The following is a 25138-nucleotide window of genomic DNA, read 5'->3' as shown; positions in this document are numbered from 1 at the left end:
ATTGCCACGCGCTAAGCCATCCGAGGGCGGCGCGGGCGGCCAGCCCCATTTTCGCCGACCTGTTTGGAGAAAAGGAAGGTAACGCCGAATCGCATGCCCCAGTCGGGGCCGCCTACTGGGCCTTCGACGTATTGGCGGCCGCCAAGCTGGAAGCTGTTGGGCAGCTTGCCGAAGGTAACGAGTTTACTCAAGGGAAAGAGGCGTCACGAAGGGCCGAACAAGGACCATCACGTCCAAGAGTCCTTCGATTTCATGAACCTACTCCAGTCGCAACGCCGCACCCGGCAACATTGGTGCGATTGCACCTAGACTCACACTGTCAGCAACAGGATCCGCTTCGAACAACAGTGAAGATGCAGATCATCCGATTTCGCCCCCAAAAAGAAGGTGCAAATCTTCCGATCGGGACTATAGAATGTCTGAACAACCTTGCCCTCTGAGCGACTTGGGGTAGATTGGCCGGGATCACAAAGGACGCTCCCCATGCCCAAGCAGCCCGCCTTGTCCGGCCTCCTCGAACGCAGCCGCTCCCGACCTGACGAATCTGCTTTGAGATCAAGGGAGCGGAAATGACTTCTACTTCAACATATCCAACGACGACAGACTTAGGATGCAATCATTTTTCTGGTTTACCAGTATTCGGAAGGCAATCAATTCAGGAAGGAAACCGGCCCGGGGGAAATGGCCATGCATGGTAAATTTTCGGTTGGGCTGTTCGCGGCAATCGGCGCTGTCCTGTCGCTGACGTGCGAGCCAGCCGTTGCCGACGCCGCTGCCGACGATGCCGACCTCGCCAAGCAGCTTGCGAATCCGATCGCGTCCCTGATCAGCGTGCCGTTCCAGTTCAACTACGATACCGGTTACGGGTCAGAGAACGGTGAAAAGGCCTTCGTGAACGTTCAGCCTGTGATCCCGTTTTCGCTCAGCGAGGACTGGAACGTCATTTCACGCACCATCGTTCCGATAGCATGGCAAGACAACATCTCGGGGTTTTCCGGAGACCAGTTTGGACTGGGAGATATCACGCAAAGCATCTTCTTTTCACCCAAACAGCCCGGCCCGGGCGGGCTCATCTGGGGAGTGGGTCCGGTCTTCCTGGTTCCGACCGCCACCGATGAACTGCTGGGTGCCGAGAAATGGGGAGCGGGCCCCACCGCGGTCGTCCTGAAACAGAGCGGTCCGTGGACGGTCGGAGGACTGGCCAACCATATCTGGTCTTTTGCCGGCGACAGCTCTCGCGCCGATATCAATTCCACCTTTCTGCAGCCCTTCCTGTCCTATACGACACAAGATGCCTGGACATTCTCCCTCAACACGGAATCGACCTACAACTGGGAGACCGACGAGTGGTCGGTACCAATCAATTTCGCGATCAGCAAGCTCGTGAAGTTCGGGAAGCAGCCCGTCCAGTTACAGGCCGGAATACGTTATTGGGCCGTCAGTTCGACAGGCGGTCCGGAGGGTATCGGCGGACGGCTGGCTGTCACGTTCCTGTTTCCCGTGAAATAGCAAAATTGGGTCATACGCGCTGTCAATGATCCGCAAGAAGGAAGGATGAAAAATGTCAAACAGACTTAAACGCGCTCGCTTCGCCGACATTATTACCATTCAATAGTTTCAATCGGCCCTTCCGAATATCGAAAAAATTCGTCGAATACGGTCCAAGCAGATAAAGGATCAATTTCCATGTGAAGGACAGGCCACGTCGGAGCTGGATCGGCATCAACGATGCTCAACATCAAAATCACTCATATTTAATGTATATCTCAGAAATGCCGGTAATTCGAGGTGTCCGACTGGAAATCGCTTGCTCCACTGACAACGTCAGGCGATGATGGCCCCAAAACGGCAGGTTGTTTGGGGATTTCAGAATTAGGGACCAATGAACATATAAAATGACATCTCGTTGCTTGATAACCCGGAGGATAGGGTGAGCATGATCATGAAGGGCGGCAAGGAGGTCAAGAATGATATGTGAGATGGACCGTATGAGACGGATTGCGCTGCATGCGCTTTCTCTGAACCGGCAGATTGTGCTGACGGGCGCGATCTTTGCTCTCTTTGTTCCGTCGACCTTGCACGCGCAATCTAAGATTGAATCACTCGCCGGGCCGGGTTCGATCACTGCCACGCTTGAGTCGGACGTTCAGGATCAGGACTCGGTGCTGGACGTCGATTTGCTTCAGTCATGGTCGGCTTGGAAAGCCTCGATAAAGGATCGCACAGGCCTCGATTTCGGGCTCGACTATATCGCCCTAGGATATGTCGCGTCAGATAGCCCGGGCGAGAACACGGCCGCCACCGGTGTCTTTCGCGTCTTCGGGGAGTGGGTACTGACCGGGCGCGGCACCGAAAACACAGGCAGTTTGCTTTTCTCGGGCGGTAACCGCCACCGCTTGGACACCGTTCCGGTCAAGGATTTCGCCGGGGAACTGGGATATGCCGGTATTATCGGTCCCACCTACAGTGATCAGAGGTGGCGGTTAACGCACCTCTACTGGAGACAGCTTTTCGCCGAGGGTCGCGGGGCCGTTTATTTGGGTTTGCTCGATACCACCGATTATACCGATGCCTATGCGCTTGCGAGTCCCTGGCAGGGATTCGCCAACCTCGCCTTCCAGACCGGGTCCGGAACCATAGGCGGGCTGCCCGATGCCGCGCTGGGTGTGGCCGCAGGTTATTTCCTGAACGACAATTTCTACGTCGGGGGTGGGATTGTGGACGCCAACGCAGATGCGGCGGACCCCTTCTCCATCAGTCTGTTCGACGAGGGAGAGACCTTCAAGTCGTTTGAATTCGGGTGGACGACGGGGTCCGCGGCGCGGTTCTTCAACAATTATCACCTGACCTTCTGGCATATAGACGAGCGAAATGCGGCCGGCACGTCCGAAGGGTATGGCGTGGCCTTTAGCATCAGCCACGTCGTGAATGAGCATTGGCTTCCGTTCCTGCGTGGTGGCTGGTCAGAAGGAGGCGACGCCCTCTATGAGGCCTCAATCAGTGCAGGCATCGGATACAGCCGGGATATCAGCAGCAGCCTTTTCGGCCTTGGCGTAAACTGGAGCCGACCGAGCGAAGATACGTTCGGTGTCAAACTGGACGATCAGATCACTGTCGAGGTTTTTCAGAGGTGGCAGCTCACCGAGGGCATCGAACTGACTCCGAGCATGCAGTACATCCTAAACCCTGCCCTGAACCGCGAAGACGACTCGATCGCGCTGTTCGGCCTTCGGTTCCGAGCGGCATTATGAACAGGAAAGCGCACATGAAATTGGATCGCTCAGTCCTTTTCGTCGTGGCCGCACTCGCGTCACTTGGATTTGGCTACGGCCAAGTGAACACCGAGCCGAAATCAATCGCATTTTCCGACTTGCCGGACCCATCCGCGCAGGAGTTCAAAGACCTTTTCAGAGACCTGAACTGAAATTCCCCAAGTGGCGGCGGCGTCAGAGGGAATCCGGTTGAGGCTGGCAGGGCGGTCCTGTAACTTTTCGCCATGCCCAAACGCGACCGAGGCCGTGTGAAAACGCGGCTTAGGGAGCATTTTTAGCAGCGTTTGTTGGGCCTGATAATGCAGCGCATATTCCAGCGTGCGCGTGCGATCAACTGATGATGGCGCTGATCAGCGGCTTTATACCGAATATTTTGATCATTCGCTTGAGATTGTATGCAAGAACACTCAAGGCCATCTCGGTTTTGGCGTTTTTGAGGCGCTTCATCAGGAATGGCGTTGTGCCCATCCAGGCTTTGAGCGTGGCGAAGGTGTGCTCAACGGTCTGCCGGCGGATAGCCATGGCATCGGGCATGTCCTCAAGCCCTGCCTGCATCTCTTCAAGCACCTCCTCGCCTGCCATGCGCTTTACGCGCTTGAGCCTCTCGGGCGTACACCTGGGCTTGAGTGGGCAGGTCGGACAGCTGGTGAGATTGCGGTAGATATACGTCGCCTGGCGGCGGTCGGAGCGCACCTTGCCCTTGGTCAGGTGCTTGCCCGCCGGGCAGGTGTAACGGTCGTGCTCAACATCATAGGCGAAATCGGCCGTGGTGAAACGGCCATGTCCCGTATTGTCGAAGGCATGGGTCTTGGGGATCAGCGGCACGATGCCGGTTCCCTTGCACGCCAGCACCTCGTCGCGATTGTAGTAACCCTTGTCCGCCAGCACCGTCACTTCCGGACACGCGATTGCCTCACGCGCTTTGCGGCCCATGGGCGTCAGTTGTGCCCGGACACTGCCGGCGTTGGAGACCTCATGGGCAACAATCAGGTGATGCTCGGCATCAACCGCGAACTGCACGTTGTACCCCACGGTGCCCGTGCCCTTGCCGCTGGTGGCCATCGAACGGGCGTCGGGATCGGTGAGCGAGACCTGTTTGTCAGCAGCTGCCTCCACCTGCCGTTCCATTGCCTTGAACGCGCGCATCTGACGGCGCAGGCGTTCGATCTTCTCGGTAATCCGCTCCGTCTTTGCTTCCATCACATCATCGTCCTGACGGTCGGCCCGCTCAAGTGCTGCCAGATAGCGCGCAATGCTCGCTTCTACCTGCTCGATGCGCTTCTTCACCTTGTGCACCGTAAAGTTCTTGTCGCGATTGTGTCCGACGTCAGCGCCCATGAGACTCCCGAGCTGGTTTCGAAACGGAGGGTTTTCGGCTCATCGTGCCCGAGGAGGCCAGACGATGAGACGGAAGTCCGAGACGACGAAGCCGCCGGCCGAAAAAGTCGTGAAGGACATCCGGCGGAGGATTCGCAAAAAGCATTCCGCGAAGGAGAAGATCCGCATCGTGCTGGAGTGGCTTCGCGGCGGAGAGAGCATCGCCGACCAGTGCCGCCGCGAGGGTATAGCGACGAGACTTTGCTATGGCCGGTCCAAGGAGTACCTGAAGGTTGGCAAGCGCCGGCGGCCCGGGGGGCCAGGCGACTTCGGAGGCGTCCGGCGGGGCACGACAGCGCCGGCCGGGAGGTCGGAGGCCGGTCCCGGCCGGACCGGATACGACCGCCCGGACCGGATCATGGCGTCCCCTCCTGCGCCGCCGTCCGGAGCGGCGGGGCGACTGCCGCTTGCAGCCTACTTTCCGCAGCTGGCGTCTGCACGAAGGTCACGACGAAGAGCGTGGCTCCGATAACAAGCACGCAGGCGGCCCCGGCGATGCGTGCGCCCGCCTCGAAGCGGATCCGCCGTTCAGGGGTCACGGCAACGCGAGCCTCGGTCCAGTTGCGCCCGAGGATCGCCGCGACCCCGATGGCGGACATGGCGAGCGCCATCCCCGCCGAGATCGCGACCACCATCATCACCGCCGGAACAACCAGATCGTTGGCCAGGCCGAAGAGCATGACGATCAGCGCGCCGGTACAGGGCACCACGCCAACAGCGGCAGCGATCCACCCACCGACTTTCGAACCGGCATTTGCAGCGGCGCAGGCAGTGCAGCCAGCATGGGCGTCGTGATGATGGAGGTGGTGGTGGTGAGCGTGGTCCTCGGCCGCGCGCTGTGCCCGGACGGCGGCGAGCGCGCGCCAGAGCATCACCGCGCCAATGGCGACGATCAGCGCGTAGCTGCCGAGCCGGATCAGCCGATAGTCCGACGGCGCCGCGCCAGTCGCCTGGCGTACTGCAAAATCAAGCAGGAAGACGACAACCACCGCCGACAGCACATGCATCGCGGCGATCCGCGTGCCCATCACGAGACCGCGGCGCAGGCTGCCGCCAGCGCCCGCAAAGTAGGAGATGACGACGGCCTTGCCGTGGCCCGGGCCGAGCGTGTGGATCGCGCCGTAGGCGAAGGCGATCAGCAGCGCGAGGCCAATGGTACCGGCGGACCGACCCTGCTCCAGGTTCCTCATCGCCGTGGTGAAGATGTCGGTGATCCACGCCTGCGTGGCCGCGAACCAGGACAGATCGGCGGACGCAGAAGCAGCGGCCACCACCTCGCCGGGCGTGCCGCCGATCGCTGCCTGCTCCATCGCGTAGGAGGTGGCGACGCGCCGGGTGCCGTCGACAAGAAACAGGTCGTATTCAGCGGGCCGATGCGTCAGGCGGCCCTCCAGACGGATCGGCGTGAACAGGCTAACCGCCTCGAACCCTTGCGGGTAGTCAATATGAACGATCTGGTTCGCCGGTGGCGGCGGCGTATGAACGCAGGCGCCCACCCACGGCACCAGCAGGAATTCGACGACGCGCCCCTCTTCCGCCCGCAGCGGCAGGGCGTATCCGTCCATCACGACTGTCTTGTCCAGGTGCGTGGTGGTGACGCCAAGGGCCGCCTTCTCCCGCCGCTGGATGATGAGCGCGCGTTGCGCGAAGAGGGCCTCGACGTTGAGGCCCGCCTCCTTGGCCCGGCGCCGTGCCTGTTTCGCCGCCTCGACCATTGCCTCGTCGAGCTGACCGGCGGCGGCCGCCATGTCGGCGCGGGCGATGATGCGCAGGGTGTCGATCTGCTCGAAGGGCATCTCGGCGAAGGGGTCGTCATAAGGCTCCACAGAGGGCGCCAAAGACGCCCAGGTGGCCAACTGCGCCGCCGACACAGTCACGGCGAGCATCGCCCAAAGGAGCGGCGCTGCCAGAAGCGCCACCACGCGCAAGCTGGATATCGACGACGGCGCAGCCATCACAGTTCGTCCTTGTAGATCACGCCGTCTTTCATGATCAGGTCGATGTTGTCGTAATCCATCAGCAGGGGGATGTCCTGCGCCGGGTCGCCGTCGATCAGCAGGATGTCGGCATAGGCGCCTTCCTTTATCACGCCGAGAACGCCATGCAGATAGGGGTTCTTCCAGCCGGAGAGCCCAAGGATTTCGCCGTTGTTTCCGGTCACCTGCTGCATCTGTTCGATCGGCATGAAGAAATCGTCGCGATAGGCGAATTCCTGCAGGAAGTTCTGGAACGCGTCGACGCCAAAGAACACGTCCGTGCCCCAGAGGATATTGACGCCGTACTGCTTTGCACAGCGCATTACGTGCGGCGCGCCTCCTCCCGCACGGCCTTAAGCTTTTCCTGCTGGATCGATTCCTCGAACATCGGGTTCTTTGAGTTCGTATCTGGCATTTGCGTTCTATTCCTTGTGCCCCTTTGGCGTTCGCCGGATCGGCTGTCCCGGCAGGACATCGGTAACGATCTCACCGTCCTTCAAGATGAAGACGCCGTTGACGAGTGTGTGATGGAAGCCGTCGTTGAGCGCTGCTACATCGTCCCAGGTGGCGTTGGCCTTTACGGACTTGGGGTCGAACACCGTAATGTCCGCGTCCATGCCGACCTGCAGGCGTCCCTTGGTGTTGAACTGGGGGATGTGTGAGCCCAGCGCCTTGGCGGGAACAATGGTGGAGTTGGCGATCGCCTGCATCAGGGTCAGCGCACCCTGCTCTCGCACCCATTTCCCCAGGATTATCGCGTGGGTGCTGGTGGTTCGCGGCTGGCCGCTGGCATCCTCTGGCAAAGGCCAGACATCAACCCCGGACCCCAGGCCCAGTTTGTCCGCGCCCTCGGGTTTACCCTCCCACGCGACGGGCGTTCCGTCGGCGGCCGGGATGGTCCCGGGGAAGGTCACCGCGGCGCGCATCGCGGCCAGGCCCTCGTCCGTGCTCTCGTCGATGTACTCCATTTGCACGAACTCAGTGGGATTTTCCTTCTGGTACTTCTGGAAGTCGGCCTTGTCCTTGAAAGTGTAGTGGGGCGTCTTCTCGGTGCGGATCTCGTCCCACTCGAAGCCGATGCGCTCATCGGAGTTTTCCCATTGCAGGTAGTCGGCCATTATCGGAGGAGCGGTGACGCCGAAGGGATAGACCTCGGTGGTGAGCTTGAGTCCTGCCTTGCGACCGGCGTCGATGACGTCGAGCATCATGTAGGGATCGCTGAGGCCGAGCAGTTGGATGTGGCAGAGAATGGCGTGGGCGCCCGATGCGGCGGCCATGCCCAGCATCTCGTTCATGGCTTCAACCGAGCTGTTCGGATCAAGCATGGACTGATAGCGCACATGAACCGAAACCGGGACGTTGTTGGCCGCCGCCATCTTCCACAGTTTGATCGACTCCTTCACGCCGGCACCGCTGCCGTAGGCGGGAGGGAAGCCGACCGCGAGGGCCCCATCGTCAAGATCCTTCTGGATCAGCGCCAGGATCTGACTTTCCTGCAAAGGATCTGAGACCGTCGAGCCCCACCCTCCCCCGGCGAAGAAAGCCTCCTCCAGGCCTTCGAAGGTCGCCTCGCCATCGTAGCCCCCCATGACCTCGGCCCGCCGCATGGGCCAGCTGGCGGCATAGCCATAGTTTATAGGGTGGCCGCCGCGCTTTTCAATGATCTCGTAGGCCTCGGCCACGGGACTGCGGCCGAACTCCAACTCCATGTGGGTGGTGGTGCCGTCCTGCGCCGCAAGTCGGCCATCGGCAATGTCGAGGCTGTGCTGGTGGGTGTCGATGAAGCCCGGCGAAACCACAAGCCCATTCACATCGATGATTTCCGTGCCAGAGAGTTCGTCCTTGGTCACCGCGGTGATCTTGCCGTCCTTTATGCCCACATTCATGACCGCATCGAGCGAGGTCTCCGGGTCCATGACCCGCCCACCCTTCAGCACAACGTCATAGTCCTGGGCGTGGGCTTCAACCGCTCCGATCAGCGCTAGAGCCATTAGCATCGTCAGCACTTTGCTCATAAATGACTTTCTCATCTCATGGCTCCTTTTTTTGGTTGGCCGTCCGCTCATCGGGTTGGACCGCCGACGGTTAGGCTGCAGCCCCGGCACGATTGGTGCACATCCGTTTAGGCCTACAGTGTCAGTAAAAGGAACCGCTTTGAACAACAACTGAGGTGAAAATCATCCGATTTCGGTGCCCCCTCCAAAAAAGGTGAAAAGCATCCTGTCGGAGTGAAGATAAGAGGACAAGGATGTGCAACGGGGACGAGATGGCTGACAGGAAGGAAAGGCCGCCGCCGCTCCAAAGCGGCTTCCATCTGGGGAATGCGGGATGAAAAAGTACATAGACTGACCACAGGGAACGGCAGGCCCGGCGGACTGTTTCGAAGACCTGCGTCCGGCAGGCCATTCTTTCCGTTTGCCCTTGTTGTATGACCAGGTCATCCGGTTGGAGCCTGGCGATCCGGCCTCCGACTTTCAATTTTCTCCAAGTAACCCTTGGTTGGGTTGATGCTACTGGCTCAAACGGGGGGTGACAACCCCTTGTCGGGCGTGCGCGAGAGCTTCGCTGGGTAGTGTGTCTGACGTCGTATGCGATGCCTTCCTTGTGGAGAGCGTCGAGTATATTTATGATTGCGGTGTTGTTCTGGAAACCAGCGTCGATTGTCGTTGCAGTCGTTTCGGATCGAATTGGCAGTTGACGAATAAAACTTTCGCTCTGCGCTGGCTTTCCACTGGACTTCCTTCGCAAAGGAAGGGGTAGTGGTTGCGGGTCAAACCGCAATGGGTAATTGCAGCACTCGGCATTATGCTATCTGGCAACCATTCCAGATATCGTGTCAATTGGAGATCGTTCGTTTTCGAGGGAGAATGCCCATGCTCGCCTTTGGCTTGAACATAGTCCGTCTGCTCAGGGCGATTGGTCGATCGTGGCATGTCCCAACCTTTCGATCAATCCTCCTGCTCGCATTTCTAATACTGTTATCCGGGACAATTTTTTATCGCAGCATCGAAAGGTGGTCATGGGTCGATGCTTTGTACTTTAGCGCGACGACAGTTTCGACCGTTGGATTCGGGGAACTGTCTCCAGCTACGGATTTGGGCAAACTCTTCACGATCATCTATATGTTTATCGGGATCGGCGTGTTCGTTCTTCTGTTTACCCAATTGGCCAAGTCCATGCTGAAGCTCGATGATCGAGAAGATGAATGATAGCTTGTTGCGAACGCGTCAGATCGTCTCTCGTTAAGAAGCTTGTCGCGAACTCGACACTGGGCCTAGAAACCAATGTCTTAAAGGTCCGCTGAGCCGTCATGCATAATAGGAGCGCCGTAGGATGACTTTTGGCACATTTTCGCCGTTCCGTGGATCAAATCATGCTCTGATTGCGACAAGTCGTTAATGTCCGGTTTCAGGATCCGTACGTTAATCTGCGATGGTCGGCAGACCTGAGAGTTAGGTTGCAAAACGTACCGGGGTGAGAGGATTCGAACCGCGGTCCCCCGAAAAAGGAAATTTTCTACAAACCAAATTTGGACATCATGACAGAAACCTGACAGAAACAACGGAACATATCGTGAAGTTTCTGTCATTGTCCGCAGGTTAAGTGATTGGTTTTTCGCAAACTGCGTTTTTCAGACTCCCTTGGTAAGTGAGTGGTCAGCTATCGTTGCAGGACGCGATAGTTCGGGGGCAGGTCTAGGCTTTTTGAAATCAATAGATGCCAGTTAATGACATTCCATCGCAAATATAGAGAATTATTCCAATCTCCGGGACTCGAAATCTTGGCACTAAATAGTCGTTGCCTCCGTCTTCCCACCAAGGGAAATAGACGGAGCCACGACCCCGGTCTAACGACCTGAGAATTTACGATGCAAGACATTATATCAGGTGGGTATCGGGGTGGGTAAGACTTTAGCGTCGAAGCTAAGTTATTGAAAAATATGGTCGGAGTGAGAGGATTCGAACCTCCGACCCCCTCGTCCCGAACGAGGTGCGCTACCAGGCTGCGCTACACTCCGATCCGTATTTCCGGCGACGCTACACGAGCATCCCGGTCATCGGCGGCGATAAAAATTTCGGGATGGCCGCCAATCGCCCGCATGTAACGGCGAATGCGGTGAGCGTCAAGTCCGGATTCATCCTCTTTCAAAGCAGCGTCCGGACACGCCGCGCATCGGCGTTCGATATTCCGAAACCGGGGTTTCGGAGATTCTCGGAAACCTCGTCTTTCGATTCCATCTTTTTGCGGTATAACCGCCAGGATACAACCAGCGGCGCAACGCAGTGTAACCGCGATCAAGGGGGAGACCGACGATGAGAAGCTTGTCCATGCCAGACCGCGGCGTGTTCGTGGGACGGGTCTGGCTTCCGGATGCGCAAGGCCCTGCTATTGTCACGCTGCGCGACGGCAAGCTGTTCGACATCACGTCGAAAGATGTTGCGACGATGCGCGACCTCCTCGAACGCGATGACGCCGTCGCGCATGTCCATGCGACGGCTGGCCAGTCGATTGGCGCACTCGAGGAAATCGCGGCGCGCAGCTTCCACGCCGGAGCCGACGCCGTCCATCTGCTCGCCCCTTGCGACCTTCAGGCCGTCAAGGCCTGCGGCGTGACATTCGCCAGTTCGATGATAGAGCGCGTGATCGAAGAGCGGGCGGCGGGCGACCCGACCAAGGCGGACGCCATTCGGCGTCGCTGCATGGAAATCATCGGAGACAGCCTGAAAAATCTCGAGGCTGGATCGGAGCGGGCGCGCGAGGTCAAGAAGGCGTTGATCGACGAAGGGGTCTGGTCGCAATACCTGGAAGTCGGCATCGGCCCGGACGCCGAGGTCTTCACCAAGTGCCAGCCCATGGCCTCCGTCGGTTGGGGGGCGGCGGTCGGGCTGCATCCGGTCTCGGCCTGGAACAATCCGGAGCCGGAAATAGTTTTGGCGGTGGACAGCAAGGGCGCGGTAAAGGGCGCGACGCTCGGCAATGACGTCAATCTGCGCGATGTCGAGGGCCGATCAGCGTTGCTGCTCGGCAAGGCCAAGGACAACAATGCGTCCAGTGCGATCGGGCCCTTCATCCGTCTCTTCGACGAAACCTACGACATGGACGACGTCCGCAACGCCGAACTGGATCTGATGGTGGAAGGCGACGACGGTTTCGTGCTGAAAGGCTCCAGCTCCATGAAGGAGATCAGCCGCGATCCTCTGGATCTCGTCGGCCAGGCCTGCGGCGCTCATCACCAGTATCCGGACGGCTTCATGCTGTTTCTTGGAACGCTTTTCGCGCCGACCCAGGATCGCGACATCGAGGGCGAAGGCTTCACCCACAAGCTGGGCGACATCGTGGATATTTCCGCCTCCGGCCTCGGCAGCCTGACCAATATCGTGAAGCTCTCGACCGAGTGTCCGCCCTGGACCTTCGGCGCGCGGGCGCTCATGCAAAATCTCGCACGCCGCAATCTTCTCTAACTCAACAGAAGGACAGGACGGACATGACCATTCATGCAAATCTCATCGACGGCGAATGGATCGGCGGTTCCGAGGCGCCGAACATAAATCCATCCAACACAGACGATGTCGTTGGAGAATATGCGCGCGCCGACGCAGGGCAGGCGGCGCAGGCGATCGCCGCCGCGAAAGCGGCCTCTCATGCCTGGTCACGGTCTGGACTGCTGCAGCGTCACGACATCCTGAAGAAGGCTGCGGACGAAATACTGACGCGCAAGGATGAACTGGGCGCTCTTCTGTCGCGCGAAGAAGGCAAGACGCTCGCAGAGGGGATCGGCGAAACGATCCGCGCGGCGCAGATCTTTGATTTCTTCGCCGGCGAGGCGCTGCGTCTGTCCGGTGAAACCGTGCCGTCCGTCCGTCCCGGCGTCGGCGTCGAGATGACCCGCGAAGCCGTTGGCGTGGTGGGCGTGATCACGCCCTGGAATTTCCCGATCGCCATCCCCGCCTGGAAAATCGCGCCGGCGCTGTGTTACGGCAACACGATCGTCTTCAAGCCGGCGGATCTGGTTCCGGGCTGTTCCTGGGCGATCGTCGACATTCTGCATCGGGCAGGATTGCCGAATGGCGTGCTCAATCTCGTCATGGGGCGCGGTTCGGTGGTCGGACAGGCGATCCTCGACAGCGCCGACGTCAACGCCATCACCTTCACCGGCTCGGTCGCGACCGGCAAGCGGGTGGCGGCTGCGAGCGTGGAGCACATGCGCAAGTTCCAGCTCGAAATGGGCGGCAAGAACCCGCTCGTCGTGCTCGACGACGCCGATCTTCCAACGGCCGTCGAATGCGCGGTCAACGGGGCGTTTTTCTCGACCGGTCAACGTTGCACGGCGTCCTCGCGGCTGATCGTCACGGAAGGCGTGCATGACGCCTTCGTGGCGGCGCTGACAAAACGGCTTGAAGGCCTTGTCGTCGACGACGCGATGAAGGAAGGCACGCATATCGGCCCGGTCGTCGACCAGAGCCAGCTCGACCAGGATGTGTCCTATATCGGGATCGGGCAATCCGAAGGCGCGAAACTCGCCTTTGGCGGAGCGCGATTGCAAAGGGCCACGCCCGGCTTCTACCTGCAGCCGGCGTTGTTCACCGAATGCACCAACGAGATGCGGATTTCGCGCGAGGAAATATTCGGACCGGTCGCAAGCACCATCCGCGTCAAGGACTACGATGAGGCGCTGGCCGTCGCCAACGACACGCCGTTTGGCCTGTCTGCAGGCATCTGCACGCAGAGCCTGAAACACGCCACTGACTTCAAGCGCAATGCTGAGGCCGGAATGGTGATGGTCAACCTGCCGACGGCCGGGGTAGATTTCCATGTGCCTTTCGGCGGTCGCAAGGGGTCGAGCTATGGTCCGCGCGAGCAGGGCCGCTACGCCGCCGAATTCTATACGACAGTGAAAACGGCCTATACCAGCGCCTGATCGGAGAGACACGTCCGGCTGGGCTCTTTTTGTTGAAATTCTATCGAAAACAGTGTCCCCGATCCGTAGATCCTTTTTCGGGATGATTTTGAAAAATGCCGGAACTTCAAATCCTCGATACTTGTGTTTGCATTTATGAAATCAACTTGTCATAGTGCCCGCCCAGAGGGACAAACGTCGACAAAAACAACAATCGACGCCCTTGGGGAACTGGGTGATACTATATGAGCGATACTGATGTGTCGGTCCTCGATGTCAGGAACCTGAAGGATGTCTTTCAGGCGCCGCAACGGGCAACGCGCGACGTCATTTCCAAACGTTTGTTCAGTAAACTCGATGCGCCGTTCTGCGCCTCGCCGCGAAAGGTTGATTTTTCGTCTCATCCTTTAGGCGACGTGCTGTCGGCTGGTTGTTTCCCGAGGATGTCTCTATTCCCGTGCGCCCCTCGCGGACGGAGCAATTCGACCGGAAAATTTGAACTGACGTTCCGGAAGATCGGAGCTGTCGGATTCATGTCGCGTCACAGGCGCGAATTCATGATCGCGGCGGCTTCAACCAGCAGCAGTAGAATCCAACACTAACGAACGAGAGTGAGAATGAGGAAAAGCACGTGTTTACTGGGAGCGCTCGCCGTACTGGCCTCGGCTCCCGCCGCGCTGGCCGACAGGGGGTCCGACGGCCATGTCAACATCATCTACTGGCAGGCGCCATCGACCATGAACCCCTATCTGTCGGGCGGCACGAAGGATCTTGAAGCCGCCTCTCTGGTGCTGGAGCCGCTTGCCCGCTACAACGAAGCAGGCGATATGGTCCCGTGGCTGGCGGAAAGCATTCCGACCGTCGAAAACGGCGGCGTTTCGGAAGACCTCACCACGATCACCTGGAAGCTCAAGGAAGGCCTCTTGTGGGCGGACGGTACGCCCGTGACGTCCGAGGACATCATTTTCTCCTGGAAGTATTGCACGGATCCGGCAGGCGGGTGTGCGCAGAGTGAAAAGTACAACGACGTCACTTCAATCGAGGCGCTGGACGATCGCACCGTCAAGGTCACTTTTGGCGTGGCCAAACCGTTCCCCTACGGCCCGTTTGTTGGCGCACAGTCCCCGATTCTTCAGGCGGCGCAGTTTGCCGATTGTCTCGGCGCCAAGGCTCCGGAATGCACCGACGCCAATTTCGGCCCCATCGGCACCGGACCGTTCCGCGTGACCGATTTTCGTCCCAACGATGTGATCTCCCTGGAAGCCAATCCAAACTACCGCGACGCAAGCAAGCCTGCTTTCGCAACGGCGACCCTCAAGGGCGGCGGCGACGCCATGGCAGCCGGCCGTTCCGTTCTCGAAACGGGTGAATTCGACTATGCCTGGAACCTGCAGCTCGCACCGGATGTGATCGCGAATATGGCCGCCGCGGGCAAGGGAGAGACCGTATCGGCTTTCGGTACACTCGTTGAGCGTATCGAAGTCAACCTCACCGACCCGGATCCGGCGCTTGGCGCCGAGCGTTCGACAGCCAAGCACCCGCATCCTTTTCTGACGGAAAAGGCCGTGCGGCAGGCGCTTTCGATGGCAATCGACCGTGAACTGCTGGTCGAAATCGGTTATGGCAGCGCCGGTCGTCCGACCTGCAACGTGCTGCCCGCGCCGGAAATCTACAAGTCGACGGCCAATGACGCCTGTCTGGTCCAGGATATCGAAGGCGCCAAGAAACTGCTCGACGAGGCTGGCTGGACAGTGGGCTCCGACGGCGTGCGCGAAAAAGACGGCAAGCGCCTTTCAATTCTCTATCAAACCTCGACCAACGCTGTGCGCCAGGATTTTCAGGCGCTGATCAAGCAGTGGTGGTCGGAAATCGGTGTGGAAACGGAACTTCGCAACATCGATGCGTCGGTCTTCTTCGGAGGCGACCCGGCAAGCCCCGACACCTTCCAGAAGCTCTACGCAGATCTCGAAATGTTCGCCAACAATTTCGACGGCACCGATCCGGAATCCTACATGGCGAACTGGGAGTGCAAGCAGGCGCCGCGGCCCGAAACACAGTGGCAGGGCAACAACATGCCGCGCTATTGCAGCGAAGAGTACGACGCCCTTGTCGCCGAAATGGCGAAGACCGGCGCGCTTGAAGAACGCGCCAAGCTCGCCAAGGCGATGAACGACATGCTGATGCAGGAATATGTTCTCATTCCTCTCGTCGATCGCGGACGTGTTTCGGCGAAATCCAACACGCTCGGCGGCGTTGTCCTGAACGTCTGGGATTCCGAACTGTGGAACGTCGCGGACTGGTATCGCGTCAAGTAACCAAAATGGCCGTCCCGGAAACCCGGGGCGGCTCTCCTGCAGGCGCGAGATGCAGACGCAATGTTTCACTACACGATAAGAAGATTGCTCCTTGCAATCCCGACCCTGCTGGTCATCAGCCTCATCATTTTCCTTTTGCTGGATCTGGCTCCGAGCGATCCCACAGCAAATCTGCCTCTGACCATTCCGCCGGAAGTCCGTGAAAGGATTCGTGAATCCCTGGGCTTCAACGAGCCGGTCCATATCCGGTTTCTGCTGTGGTTGAAGCAGTTCTTCGTCAATGAACCCCTGAATGTCATCGAAAGCTGGCTAGGCCTCGAGCAGGGCGATCGCCTTCGTGTGTTGAGCTGGCAGACCCGATCGCCGGTCGTCGATCTGATCGTGCAGCGTCTTCCGCAGACTTTGTGGGTCGTCGGCATGTCCTACGTTGTCGGCGTTCTCATCGCCCTGCCGATCGGCATCTACTCCGCTTACCGCCAGTACAGCTGGTTCGACCAGATCGGAACCCTCGTTTCAATGATCGGGTTTTCGGTGCCGACGTTCTTCACCGGCGTTCTGGCCATCGTCGTCTTTTCGGTCTGGCTCGGCTGGTTTCCGTCGATCTACGATACGACGCACAAGGTCACAGACTGGGAGAGCTTCCTGTTCCAGGTCCGGCAGATGGTCATGCCGGTCTGTGTGCTGGCTCTCTACAACGCCGCGCAGATCAGCCGTTTCATGCGGGCCTCCGCGCTCGACAATCTCAATCAGGACTATGTTCGCACGGCGCGCGCCAAGGGCGTGCGCGAGCGCAGCGTCGTGCTGATCCATGTCCTGCGCAATTCGCTGATCCCGGTGGTGACCGTCATCGCCCTTGGCGTGCCGCAGATCTTTGGCGGCGCCATCATCACCGAGCAGATCTTCAAGGTGAACGGCCTCGGACAGCTGCTGATCATCGCGATTCAGGGCGGCGACGTGCCGACGGTCCAGACCCTGACCTTCATCTTCGCGGCGCTGATCGTGTTCTTCAATCTGATCGCGGATGTGCTGTACGGACTTCTCGATCCAAGGATTCGTTATGACTGAGGCCGTCCATTCGACCCTCGTGGACACAAAAGAGCCGCGTTCCCAGTGGCTCGATGTCTGGGATCAGTTTCGCCGCCATCGCGGCGCCATGTTGGGAATGGCGTTTTTCGTCTTCATTCTGCTTGCAGTCTTCGTCGGGCCCTATCTCTGGACGATAGACCCGCAGTACATCGACATTCGCGCACGCAGCCAGGGCCCGAGCTGGGGCCACCCCATGGGCACCGACCAACTCGGCCGCGATACACTCGCGAGGATGCTGGCGGGCGGACAGGTGTCGCTGGCCGTCGGTATTTCCGCCATGCTTCTGGCTCTGGTGGTCGGGGCCCTGATCGGGGTTCTTTCGGGCTATTTCCACCTGCTGGATGGCCCTCTCATGCGTCTGACGGATTTGTTCCTTGCGCTTCCGCTCCTGCCGCTGCTTCTCGTGATCATCATGCTGTTCAGGGACACGCTGCGAGCGGCCTTCGGCCCGGAGACGGGGATATTCTTCCTGATCGTCTTCGTGATCGGCATAACATCGTGGATGCAGACCGCGCGCATTGTGCGCGGGGACGTGCTTGCATTGAAGGAACGCGAGTTCGTGATCGCGTCGAAATCGATAGGCACGTCGCCGTTCCGCATGATCCTGCGCCACATTCTTCCGAATGTGCTTTCGCCAATCACTGTTTCCGCGACGCTTGGCATCGCCAACGCGATCATTACCGAATCCGCGCTGTCCTTCCTGGGGCTTGGATTTCCCTCGGATTTTCCGACCTGGGGCCGGCTTCTCTATGACGCCACGGATTATCTGCAACAATATCCGGAACGCGTTATTTGGCCCGGACTCGCCATTTCCCTCACGGTGCTGAGCGTCAACTACATTGGCGACGGTTTCCGTGACGCCCTTGATCCTCGCATCCGTGGCCGATAGCCGCTCACGAATTCGAGCGCGCAATGTGAGTGGTTTTACGCGACAGAATCAATAATATAGCCGTGAAACGGACAGTTTGGCGGTATTTGAACCAATATTCTCGCCGAACCAGAGAATTCCGGAGTGCGGGTTATTGAGACAGGTAGACACGGCAGTGAGTGAAAAAGGGTCGCCGCCCAATTGGCCTTGCGCCGTCGTCGGGATTACATCGTGAGCGCTCTCGGACTGGAAGTAATCAGTAAGCGTTTCGGCGCTTTCACGGCGCTGGATCATATCGATCTAGACGTTGGATCCGGAGAACTGGTTGCGCTACTCGGCCCCTCCGGATGCGGCAAAACCACCTTGCTCAGACTTATTGCCGGGCTTGATGCGCCAAGTTCAGGAACCATTCGGTTCGATGGCCGCGACATGGCGGATGTCGCGGTAAGGAAGCGCGGCGTGGGCATGGTTTCGCAGCACTACGCACTGTTTCCGCATATGAGCGTGGCGGATAACATCGCTTTCGGGTTAAAGGCGCGAAAACTGGCGCGAGAGGATATCAAGAAGAGGGTGCGCGAGATCCTCCAGATTGTTCAACTCGATTCCTTTCGAGACCGGTTTCCCGCTCAACTTTCCGGCGGCCAGATGCAGCGGGTCGCCATCGCCAGAACACTGGTCACCGAACCGCGCATTCTTCTGATGGACGAGCCTTTCGCCAGTCTCGATGCGGCCTTGCGCATCGATATGCGCCGGTTTGTGAGAACCTTGCAGCAAAGATACGGGATCACCACCGTTTTCGTGACGCACGACCAGGACGAAGCGCTGGAAATCGCCGACCGCGTGGCGATCCTGCTTGACGGCAAACTGCGACAGTTCGATACGCCGGACGTCGTGTATCACAGGCCGGCGGATACGGAGGTTGCGCGTTTCCTGAAGGCCACCAACATCTTCGCCGGAACCGTCAGTCCCGAAGGCCGCCTGGTCATGCCTTGGGGCGAACTCGAGCTTTCCAGGGACATCGCTGTCGAACCCGGAAAACGCGTCACCGCCATGATACGAGACGAGGCCCTCGCGCTATTTCCTTCCGATCATCCGGACCAGTCCAATCTGTTGCCGGTTGTCGTCAGCCGGGTGGATTTTCACGGTGCCACGGTTTCTTATGTCGTGGAGGCCGGAGACATGCAATTTACCGTCGAGGAGCATTCGACGCGCCGGCTTGAGCCAGGCGCCGCGCTTCACCTTTCGGCGCCAGCCAGGCATCTGTGGCTGTTTCCGTCCGAGCGCGGCGGCGCGAGCGCGTTCCGCCCTTTAAAGGAGAAGATTGAATGACAAAGTCTCGCGCAGTTGCTGCGCTTCTTGCCGCGGCGATTGGCCTTTCAGTAACAACGCAGGTGGTGAATGCGGCAGAGCAGTCTGCATCCTTCCGTCACGATTATCTGGCGGGCGCAATCGCATGGGACAAGGTCGAGGCTCGGGCCAAGGGCGAGAAGGAGCTGAATTTCTACTATTGGGGCGGCGATGATACGCTCAACGTGTGGATCGACAGCGTGGTTCGCCCGGCCATGGCGGAACGCGGAGTCAAGCTCAACCCCGTGCGCATCGCCGCGACCAAGGACGCGGTGGATCTTGTGCTGACCGAACTCGCCGCAGGCAAGGCGGAAGGCGAGGGCAGCGTCGATGTTATCTGGTTGAATGGCGAGAATTTCTTTACCCTCGCTCAGCAGGACGCGCTGTGGGGAAGTTTTGCCGAGACGTTGCCCAATTCGAAGAATTTCGTGTGGGACCCGACCAGCCCGCTCTCAAGCCCCAATCTGCGGGATTTCGGAACGGAGACGAAGGGACGGGAAGTGCCGTGGTCGGGCGAACAATATGTCTGCGCCGTGAACGGTCAGTATGTGCAGGCGGCGGATGCGCCATCGACATTCGACGATCTCAAGGCCTATCTGGATGCCAATCCTGGCAAGTTTACCTACGTGAAACCGCCCCATTATGTCGGCAACACCTTCGTGCAGGAAGCAATTTATGCGCACAATCCGGACGGAAACGGCGCGGAACCGTTCCAGAAATCAATCGATGAGCTTGGCGCTAAAGAGCTGGCGCGCCTCATCGCTCCCGGACTGGACTATCTGAAGACGATCGAACCGCAACTGGCGACGGCCGATGGCGGCAAGCCACGCTATCCCGAGGACACCGCCGCTCTGGACAGCATGTTCCTCAATGCGGAAGTCTACTTCAACTGCAAGTTCGGGATCTATGCAGTCAATAGCGGACTTATTACAGGCCGCTATCCGGAAGCCGCCCAGGAGTTCATCTTCCCGGAAAATCTGATGATCAAGAACAAGAACTACCTGGCGATTCCGTTAAACAGTCCGAATCCCGCCAGCGCGCTTGTTTTCGCCGACTACATGTCCTCCGTGGACGCCCAGGCGTCGAAGTTGAAGACCGTGGGCTATCCGGTCGGAATAGATCCCATGCAACTGTCGGCCAACGACCGTGAACTCGTCAAGATTGCTGCGCCAAGCCATTACGGCGTCACAAGCGAGGACCTCGACGCCAACGCCGTCGCCGACACGAACGCCAGCCTCGTCGATATCATCGAGGCGACCTGGCTGGAATATATCGAACGCGGTTCCGACAAGCCGATTGCTAAAATAGTTGCTGATGCTGTCGGCAAATCCGCGCCGGAATGATGCAGGGCGATCGGTCGCGACTGATCGTCATCCTCGAACTGGCGCCCGTCACGCTTGTTCTTGCTGGATTGTTCGGCGGAGCGGTCGTTCTGGCTGTTCTGCAGAGCCTCGGATTTGCGCCGTGGTTCGGCATCAACACTTTTCCGGACTTTTCCTATTTCGCCCGGCTTTGGAGCGGCGAGGCTTTCTGGATTTCGCTTGGGCTGACGCTCTATTACGCCGTCGCCTCGACCGTCGTGGCGTTGGCCCTCGCTCTCATTCTGAGCCTCGCTTTGATGAAGAGCTTCACCGGGCGCCGCTTCGTCAAATTCGTCTACAAGCTTCCGCTGGTCATTCCCTACGCCGTTGGCATCGCGCTCGCTATCCTCATGCTCGGAAATGGCGGGATGTTGTCGAGGCTCGCCGCCTTTGCCGGCTGGATCGGCGATCCGTCGGACTTCCCGTCTATTCTTAAAACGCATTACGGTTGGGGCGTGATCGCCGTCTATGTCTGGAAACAGCTTCCCTTCATGACCTTGGCGGTCGCGGCTGTGCTGGTGGGGATTGGTCAGCGGACACAGGAAGCAGCGTCGCTTCTGGGCGCCGGACCGCTGGCGATCTTCTTCCGGGTGACGCTGCCGCAGATCGCGCCGGGCGTCGTCACCGCAGTACTGATATGTTTTTCCTTCAACATCGGCGCTTTCGAAGCGCCTTTCATTCTCGGCGGTGGTTATCCCGACACGCTTCCGGTGATCGCATGGCGCTATTTCAACGACGCCGATTACGCCCTGCAACTGCAGGGCATGGCGGCGGTCGTTTCGATCGGTTTGCTGTCCGGATGCATCCTTCTGGCCTATCTCTGGTCCTATCGCCGCTTCGAGCGGCGCATCGGCAGGAACTGATCCGGATGCAGTCGTCGTCGATACAAATGAGGCTGTCCGTATTCCAGCGCTTTTACATTGTGGCCGTCGTGGCGTTTGTCCTCGGCCCGTTCCTGCCGCTCGTCATCCAGAGCTTTGCGTTTCGCTGGGCGTGGCCGGATCTGCTGCCGTCAGCCTGGTGGCTGGAGCGCCGAGCTGATTCACCGGTTCCGCTCGCCTGGGACTACGTCCTTTCGCCATACTCGCAAGTCGGGATCGCGACGATCAACACCCTGTTCATCGGCTTTGCCGCGACGCTCCTGTGTCTTCTGATCTGCCTCCCGGCGGCGCGGGCCCTGGCACGGGATCGTTTCAGGGGCAAGCGGGTCTTCGAATTCCTGTTGTCGATGCCTCTGATCGTGCCGGAAGCCGTCATCGGCATGGCTTTGCTGATGATCTATATACGTCTCGGTCTGGCCGGCAGCTACACCGGCGTCATCATCGCCCATCTCATTCCGACCATTCCCTACATGGTTCGCATGCTGACATCCGTCTATCAGGGACTTGCGCGGGACTATGAAGAACAGGCGGCCATACTTGGGGCCGGTCGAGTGCAGATCCTGATGCGCGTAACCCTGCCAATGCTCATGCCCGGCGTGGTCGCGGGCGCGCTGTTCACCTTCCTTGTATCATCCAATGTCTTCCTGCTGACCTTCTTTCTCGGGCAGGGGCGGATCGTGACTCTGCCGACGCTTCTTTTCTCGAAAATCTCCGGTGGCAGCCTCGATGCTTCGGCAGCCGGCATCGCGCTTGTCGCGTCTCTTCCCGGCATCGTGCTCTTCGCCCTGTCGGAAAGGCTGGTCAGGGAAGAGCTTTTCGTCGGTGGCCTTGGACGATAGTTCCTGTTAAGGGAGATCGATTTTTTTCGGGAGGAAGGCGCATGGCCGGCGACTACAAGTTCGATACGCTCGGATTGCATGCCGGGCAGAGCCCGGACGAGCGGTTTGGTTCGCGCGCCGTGCCGATTCACCAGACCACATCCTATGTCTTCGAGGACAGCGAACACGCAGCTGCTCTCTTCAATATGGAAATTGGCGGACACATCTACTCCCGCCTGAGCAATCCGACGGTCGCCGTACTCGAGCAGCGCCTCGCGGCTCTCGAAGGCGGAGTCGCCGCCGTTGCCGTCGCGTCAGGCATGTCGGCGCTCTTCCTGACGGTTCTGGCCCTGTGTTCGGCCGGCGATCACATCGTGTCCTCGTCGCAGATGTACGGGGCGAACATCAATCTGTTCGAACACACGCTAAGCCGTTACGGCGTCGAGACAACCTTCGTGAAACCCAGTGACCCGGATGGCTTTGCGGCTGCGATCCGGCCGAACACCAAGATGATTTTCGGAGAGGTGATCGGCAATCCGGGTCTGGACATCATGGATGTGCCGAAGATCGCAGCCATCGCCGAGCACGCCGGCGTTCCGCTGGTTCTGGACGCGACCTTCAATACGCCATGGCTGTTCAAACCCCTGGATCATGGCGCCAATATCGTGATCCATTCCCTGACGAAATGGATTGGCGGTCACGGTGTGGCCATGGGCGGCGCGATCATCGATGGCGGCAATTTCGACTGGGGGCAAAACGATCGCTTCCCGACGCTGACGAGCCAGCACTACGCTTTCCAGCAGGTCAATCTGTGGGAAGAGTTCGGGCCGCTCGCCTTTACCATGCGCGTGCGTTCAGAGGGCATGTACAATGTCGGTCCGTGTCTGTCGCCGACCAATGCCTTCCATCTGCTCCAGGGGCTCGAAACCCTCGGCCTGCGGATGGAGCGACACATGTCGAACACGAAGAGAATGCTCGCGTTCCTATCTGCGCATGAACAGATCGGCTGGGTCCGGCATCCTTCGCTGGACGATCATCCTGATCATGAGGTGGCGAAGCGTCTGATGCCAAAAGGAGCCGGATCGATCATCGCCTGCGGCGTCAAGGGCGGACGCGAAGCGGGACGGGCCTTCATCGAATCCGTGGAACTCGCCTCGCATCTCGCCAATGTGGGAGACGCCAAAACTCTGGTCATCCATCCGGGATCGACAACGCATTCGCATCTGACGCCGCAGGCGATGGAGAACGCCGGATTGACGGACGACATGGTCCGCATTTCCGTCGGGCTAGAGGATTTCGACGATCTGGCGGCGGATTTTGACAGGGCCTTGAAAATCGCCGGCAAATCCGTCGGAGTTTCGAAATGAAGATCGATGTGAACGGCGCCGAGGTTTTTGTCAGCACCGGCGGCCGAGAGTTTGATCCGAACGGAACGATATTGCTTCTCCTGCACGGCAGCGGGCAGACCCATTTGACATGGATGCTCCAGGGTCGGTTTCTCGCCAATCGCGGCTGGCAGGTGTTGATGCCCGACCTGCCAGCGCATGGTCTTTCCGGCGGGGAGGCCCTGACCTCCATTCGCGATATGGCTGAATGGTGCGCGGACCTGTTGAAACAGGCAGGCGTCAAGCTGGCCCATGTCGTCGGTCATTCCCAGGGGGGGCTGGTGGGCCTTGAGCTTGCATCCTTTCGTCCGGACGCGGTTGCGTCGCTGACGCTGGTTGCAACGGCGCTCGCGATACCGGTCAATCCGGCTCTGCTCGACATGGCGCAAAACCGCGAGGACAAGGCGATCGCCGCAATGACGGATTGGGGACACGGGCGGGAAGGGCATTTTCACGATGCGACGCTACCGGGTCTCGATCAAATGAATTTCGGCAGGCATTTGATGGCGAGCAACGAATCCGGCGCCCTGTTCGCCGATCTGTCTGCTTGCGCCAATTATGAAAGGGGAGAGGACGCTGCGCGATCCGTTGCGTGCCCGTGCCTTTGCCTCCTCGCGGAGAATGACAAGATGACGCCACTGAAGCAGGGGCGGAAGATGGCGGCCGCCCTGACGGATGCAAGAGAGATCGTTATCCCGGGCGCGGGCCACATGCTGCCGGGGGAAAAGCCTGACGAAGTGTTGAAGGCGTTGCGCGGGTTTTTGCCTCATCCAGCCTGAGTGGCGGCAATCTCGACGCGGAACGGTTTCAGGAGATTGTTGAAACTGCTATCCGGTGCGCTTTCGGTCACGATGATGCTTCCCTCGGGCATCCTGGGCAGGCTTAGCAGTGGACTACGCCCCGTGTCCCTGAACTTGGCTCCGTCGACAGCCATTAAGCAGCAAGATGCGACCTCCATCATCGCCCCGGCAATATCCTTTTCGCATTGTTCCTGAACCAGGAAGCCGCGTTTCGGATCGACCTCGGAGGCCGAGAGGATTGCGTAGTCCACCTGGAAACCGCCGATCACATCGAATGCCGCGCGATCGAATGCAGCCCCATCATGGTCGCGCAAGCGGCTTCCCGCCATGAACACCCGATTGCCTTCGATCATCGACAGCGTGCTTGCGACGAACGCCGAGTTGGTGACCACGGTCAGGTTGCGGCGAACACGTAAAGCCTGCGCCACATAGGCTGATGTGGAGCCGGTGTCGATGGCGACAATACCGTCATCATCGATCAGTTGGGCAACCGCCGCTGCGATCGCGGCTTTCTCTTTCTGCTGCTCGTGCATGCGCGCAAGAAATGGCGGATCCATTGCTCTTCTAGCGCTGACGATAGCGCCATGCACTTTCCTGACCTCGCCCCGATCGACCATCGGCTTGATGATCCGGCGCACTGTCTGGCCGGAAACGTCGAGGGCGTCGGCCAGTTCGGCGACTGTAACGCTGCCGCGCAGTGTCACGGCTTCGCGTATCGCAGTTTCATATTTCGACATGGGTTTGCTTCTTCCAC

19 protein-coding genes, 1 tRNA gene and 2 pseudogenes are annotated in these 25138 nt (G+C 59.2%); 16 read left to right on the top strand and 6 right to left on the bottom strand.

What is annotated here, in order from left to right:
- Nucleotides 1-687: 687 nt before the first annotated feature.
- Both K1W69_RS22895 and K1W69_RS22890 read left to right on the top strand, forming a co-directional pair.
- Complete coding sequence (locus K1W69_RS22895) at nt 688-1509, top strand: transporter family protein (protein WP_258571299.1); 822 nt, start codon at nt 688-690, stop codon at nt 1507-1509.
- A 479-nt stretch (nt 1510-1988) separates the two neighbouring features.
- Entirely contained in the window at nt 1989-3251 is a 1263-nt protein-coding gene (locus K1W69_RS22890; RefSeq protein ID WP_220230781.1) for a carbohydrate porin, read from the top strand.
- A 351-nt stretch (nt 3252-3602) separates the two neighbouring features.
- Here K1W69_RS22890 and K1W69_RS22885 read toward each other — a convergent pair.
- Nucleotides 3603-4592: pseudogene (locus tag K1W69_RS22885) on the bottom strand (transposase); the annotation flags it as partial.
- Between the two features lie 82 nt (nt 4593-4674).
- On the opposite strand from K1W69_RS22885, the pseudogene K1W69_RS27170 reads away from it, so the two are divergent.
- Nucleotides 4675-4905, top strand: a pseudogene (locus tag K1W69_RS27170) (IS3 family transposase); the annotation flags it as partial.
- A 100-nt stretch (nt 4906-5005) separates the two neighbouring features.
- Here K1W69_RS27170 and K1W69_RS22880 read toward each other — a convergent pair.
- The 3 genes from K1W69_RS22880 to K1W69_RS22870 form a co-directional block, all read right to left on the bottom strand.
- The gene (locus K1W69_RS22880) at nt 5006-6604 is read right to left on the bottom strand and encodes a HoxN/HupN/NixA family nickel/cobalt transporter (RefSeq protein WP_220230779.1); all 1599 of its coding nucleotides are present in this window, start codon (nt 6602-6604) and stop codon (nt 5006-5008) included.
- Nucleotides 6604-6948, bottom strand: coding sequence for an amidohydrolase family protein (locus K1W69_RS22875; protein ID WP_220230778.1), 345 nt, complete (start codon nt 6946-6948; stop codon nt 6604-6606). The genes K1W69_RS22880 and K1W69_RS22875 overlap by 1 nt, the downstream gene beginning before the upstream one ends.
- A 99-nt stretch (nt 6949-7047) precedes the next feature.
- Nucleotides 7048-8640, bottom strand: coding sequence for an amidohydrolase family protein (locus K1W69_RS22870; RefSeq protein WP_220230777.1), 1593 nt, complete (start codon nt 8638-8640; stop codon nt 7048-7050).
- Between the two features lie 858 nt (nt 8641-9498).
- Here K1W69_RS22870 and K1W69_RS22865 point away from each other — a divergent pair.
- On the top strand, nt 9499-9834 hold the full coding sequence (locus K1W69_RS22865; RefSeq protein WP_220230776.1) for a potassium channel family protein: 336 nt from the start codon (nt 9499-9501) through the stop codon (nt 9832-9834).
- Nucleotides 9835-10566: 732 nt separating this feature from the next.
- Here the strand turns inward: K1W69_RS22865 and K1W69_RS22860 are convergent.
- A tRNA-Pro gene (locus tag K1W69_RS22860) sits at nt 10567-10643 on the bottom strand.
- Between the two features lie 295 nt (nt 10644-10938).
- On the opposite strand from K1W69_RS22860, the gene K1W69_RS22855 reads away from it, so the two are divergent.
- The 12 genes from K1W69_RS22855 to K1W69_RS22800 all read left to right on the top strand — a co-directional run bounded on the left by K1W69_RS22855 (nt 10939) and on the right by K1W69_RS22800 (nt 24363).
- Nucleotides 10939-12087, top strand: coding sequence for a fumarylacetoacetate hydrolase family protein (locus K1W69_RS22855; RefSeq protein WP_220230775.1), 1149 nt, complete (start codon nt 10939-10941; stop codon nt 12085-12087).
- Nucleotides 12088-12110: 23 nt separating this feature from the next.
- Entirely contained in the window at nt 12111-13544 is a 1434-nt protein-coding gene (locus K1W69_RS22850; RefSeq protein WP_220230774.1) for an aldehyde dehydrogenase family protein, read from the top strand.
- A 224-nt stretch (nt 13545-13768) separates the two neighbouring features.
- Nucleotides 13769-14125, top strand: coding sequence for a hypothetical protein (locus tag K1W69_RS22845; protein WP_220230773.1), 357 nt, complete (start codon nt 13769-13771; stop codon nt 14123-14125).
- A gap of 15 nt (nt 14126-14140) precedes the next feature.
- Nucleotides 14141-15838 (top strand): peptide ABC transporter substrate-binding protein, encoded by a 1698-nt coding sequence (locus K1W69_RS22840; protein WP_220230772.1) that lies wholly within the window; start codon nt 14141-14143, stop codon nt 15836-15838.
- A 60-nt stretch (nt 15839-15898) separates the two neighbouring features.
- Nucleotides 15899-16903 carry an ABC transporter permease gene (locus K1W69_RS22835; RefSeq protein WP_220230771.1) on the top strand — a complete coding sequence of 335 codons (1005 nt, stop codon included), beginning with the start codon at nt 15899-15901 and terminating at the stop codon, nt 16901-16903.
- Nucleotides 16896-17813: an ABC transporter permease gene (locus K1W69_RS22830; protein ID WP_220230770.1), complete on the top strand. Its 918-nt coding sequence runs from the start codon at nt 16896-16898 to the stop codon at nt 17811-17813. Before K1W69_RS22835 ends, K1W69_RS22830 begins: the two co-directional genes overlap by 8 nt.
- Before the next feature lie 210 nt (nt 17814-18023).
- Nucleotides 18024-19121: an ABC transporter ATP-binding protein gene (locus K1W69_RS22825; protein ID WP_220230769.1), complete on the top strand. Its 1098-nt coding sequence runs from the start codon at nt 18024-18026 to the stop codon at nt 19119-19121.
- Entirely contained in the window at nt 19118-20482 is a 1365-nt protein-coding gene (locus K1W69_RS22820; protein WP_220230768.1) for an ABC transporter substrate-binding protein, read from the top strand. The genes K1W69_RS22825 and K1W69_RS22820 overlap by 4 nt, the downstream gene beginning before the upstream one ends.
- Complete coding sequence (locus tag K1W69_RS22815) at nt 20479-21363, top strand: ABC transporter permease (RefSeq protein ID WP_220230767.1); 885 nt, start codon at nt 20479-20481, stop codon at nt 21361-21363. Before K1W69_RS22820 ends, K1W69_RS22815 begins: the two co-directional genes overlap by 4 nt.
- 26 nt (nt 21364-21389) lie before the next feature.
- A complete protein-coding gene (locus K1W69_RS22810) occupies nt 21390-22220 on the top strand; it encodes an ABC transporter permease (RefSeq protein ID WP_258571298.1) in 831 nt (276 codons plus the stop codon).
- A 41-nt stretch (nt 22221-22261) separates the two neighbouring features.
- On the top strand, nt 22262-23566 hold the full coding sequence (locus K1W69_RS22805) for an O-acetylhomoserine aminocarboxypropyltransferase (protein ID WP_220230766.1): 1305 nt from the start codon (nt 22262-22264) through the stop codon (nt 23564-23566).
- Nucleotides 23563-24363, top strand: coding sequence for an alpha/beta fold hydrolase (locus K1W69_RS22800; protein ID WP_220230765.1), 801 nt, complete (start codon nt 23563-23565; stop codon nt 24361-24363). The genes K1W69_RS22805 and K1W69_RS22800 overlap by 4 nt, the downstream gene beginning before the upstream one ends.
- Here K1W69_RS22800 and K1W69_RS22795 read toward each other — a convergent pair.
- Nucleotides 24351-25121: a DeoR/GlpR family DNA-binding transcription regulator gene (locus tag K1W69_RS22795; protein WP_220230764.1), complete on the bottom strand. Its 771-nt coding sequence runs from the start codon at nt 25119-25121 to the stop codon at nt 24351-24353. The two genes, K1W69_RS22800 and K1W69_RS22795, sit on opposite strands and share 13 nt — an antisense overlap.
- Nucleotides 25122-25138 lie beyond the last annotated feature (17 nt).

This window comes from Flavimaribacter sediminis, from assembly GCF_019492055.1.
In the GTDB taxonomy this organism is placed as follows: domain Bacteria; phylum Pseudomonadota; class Alphaproteobacteria; order Rhizobiales; family Rhizobiaceae; genus Flavimaribacter; species Flavimaribacter sediminis.
Note: the sequence above shows the minus strand (reverse complement) of the source record. Positions and strands in the feature narration are given on the sequence as shown.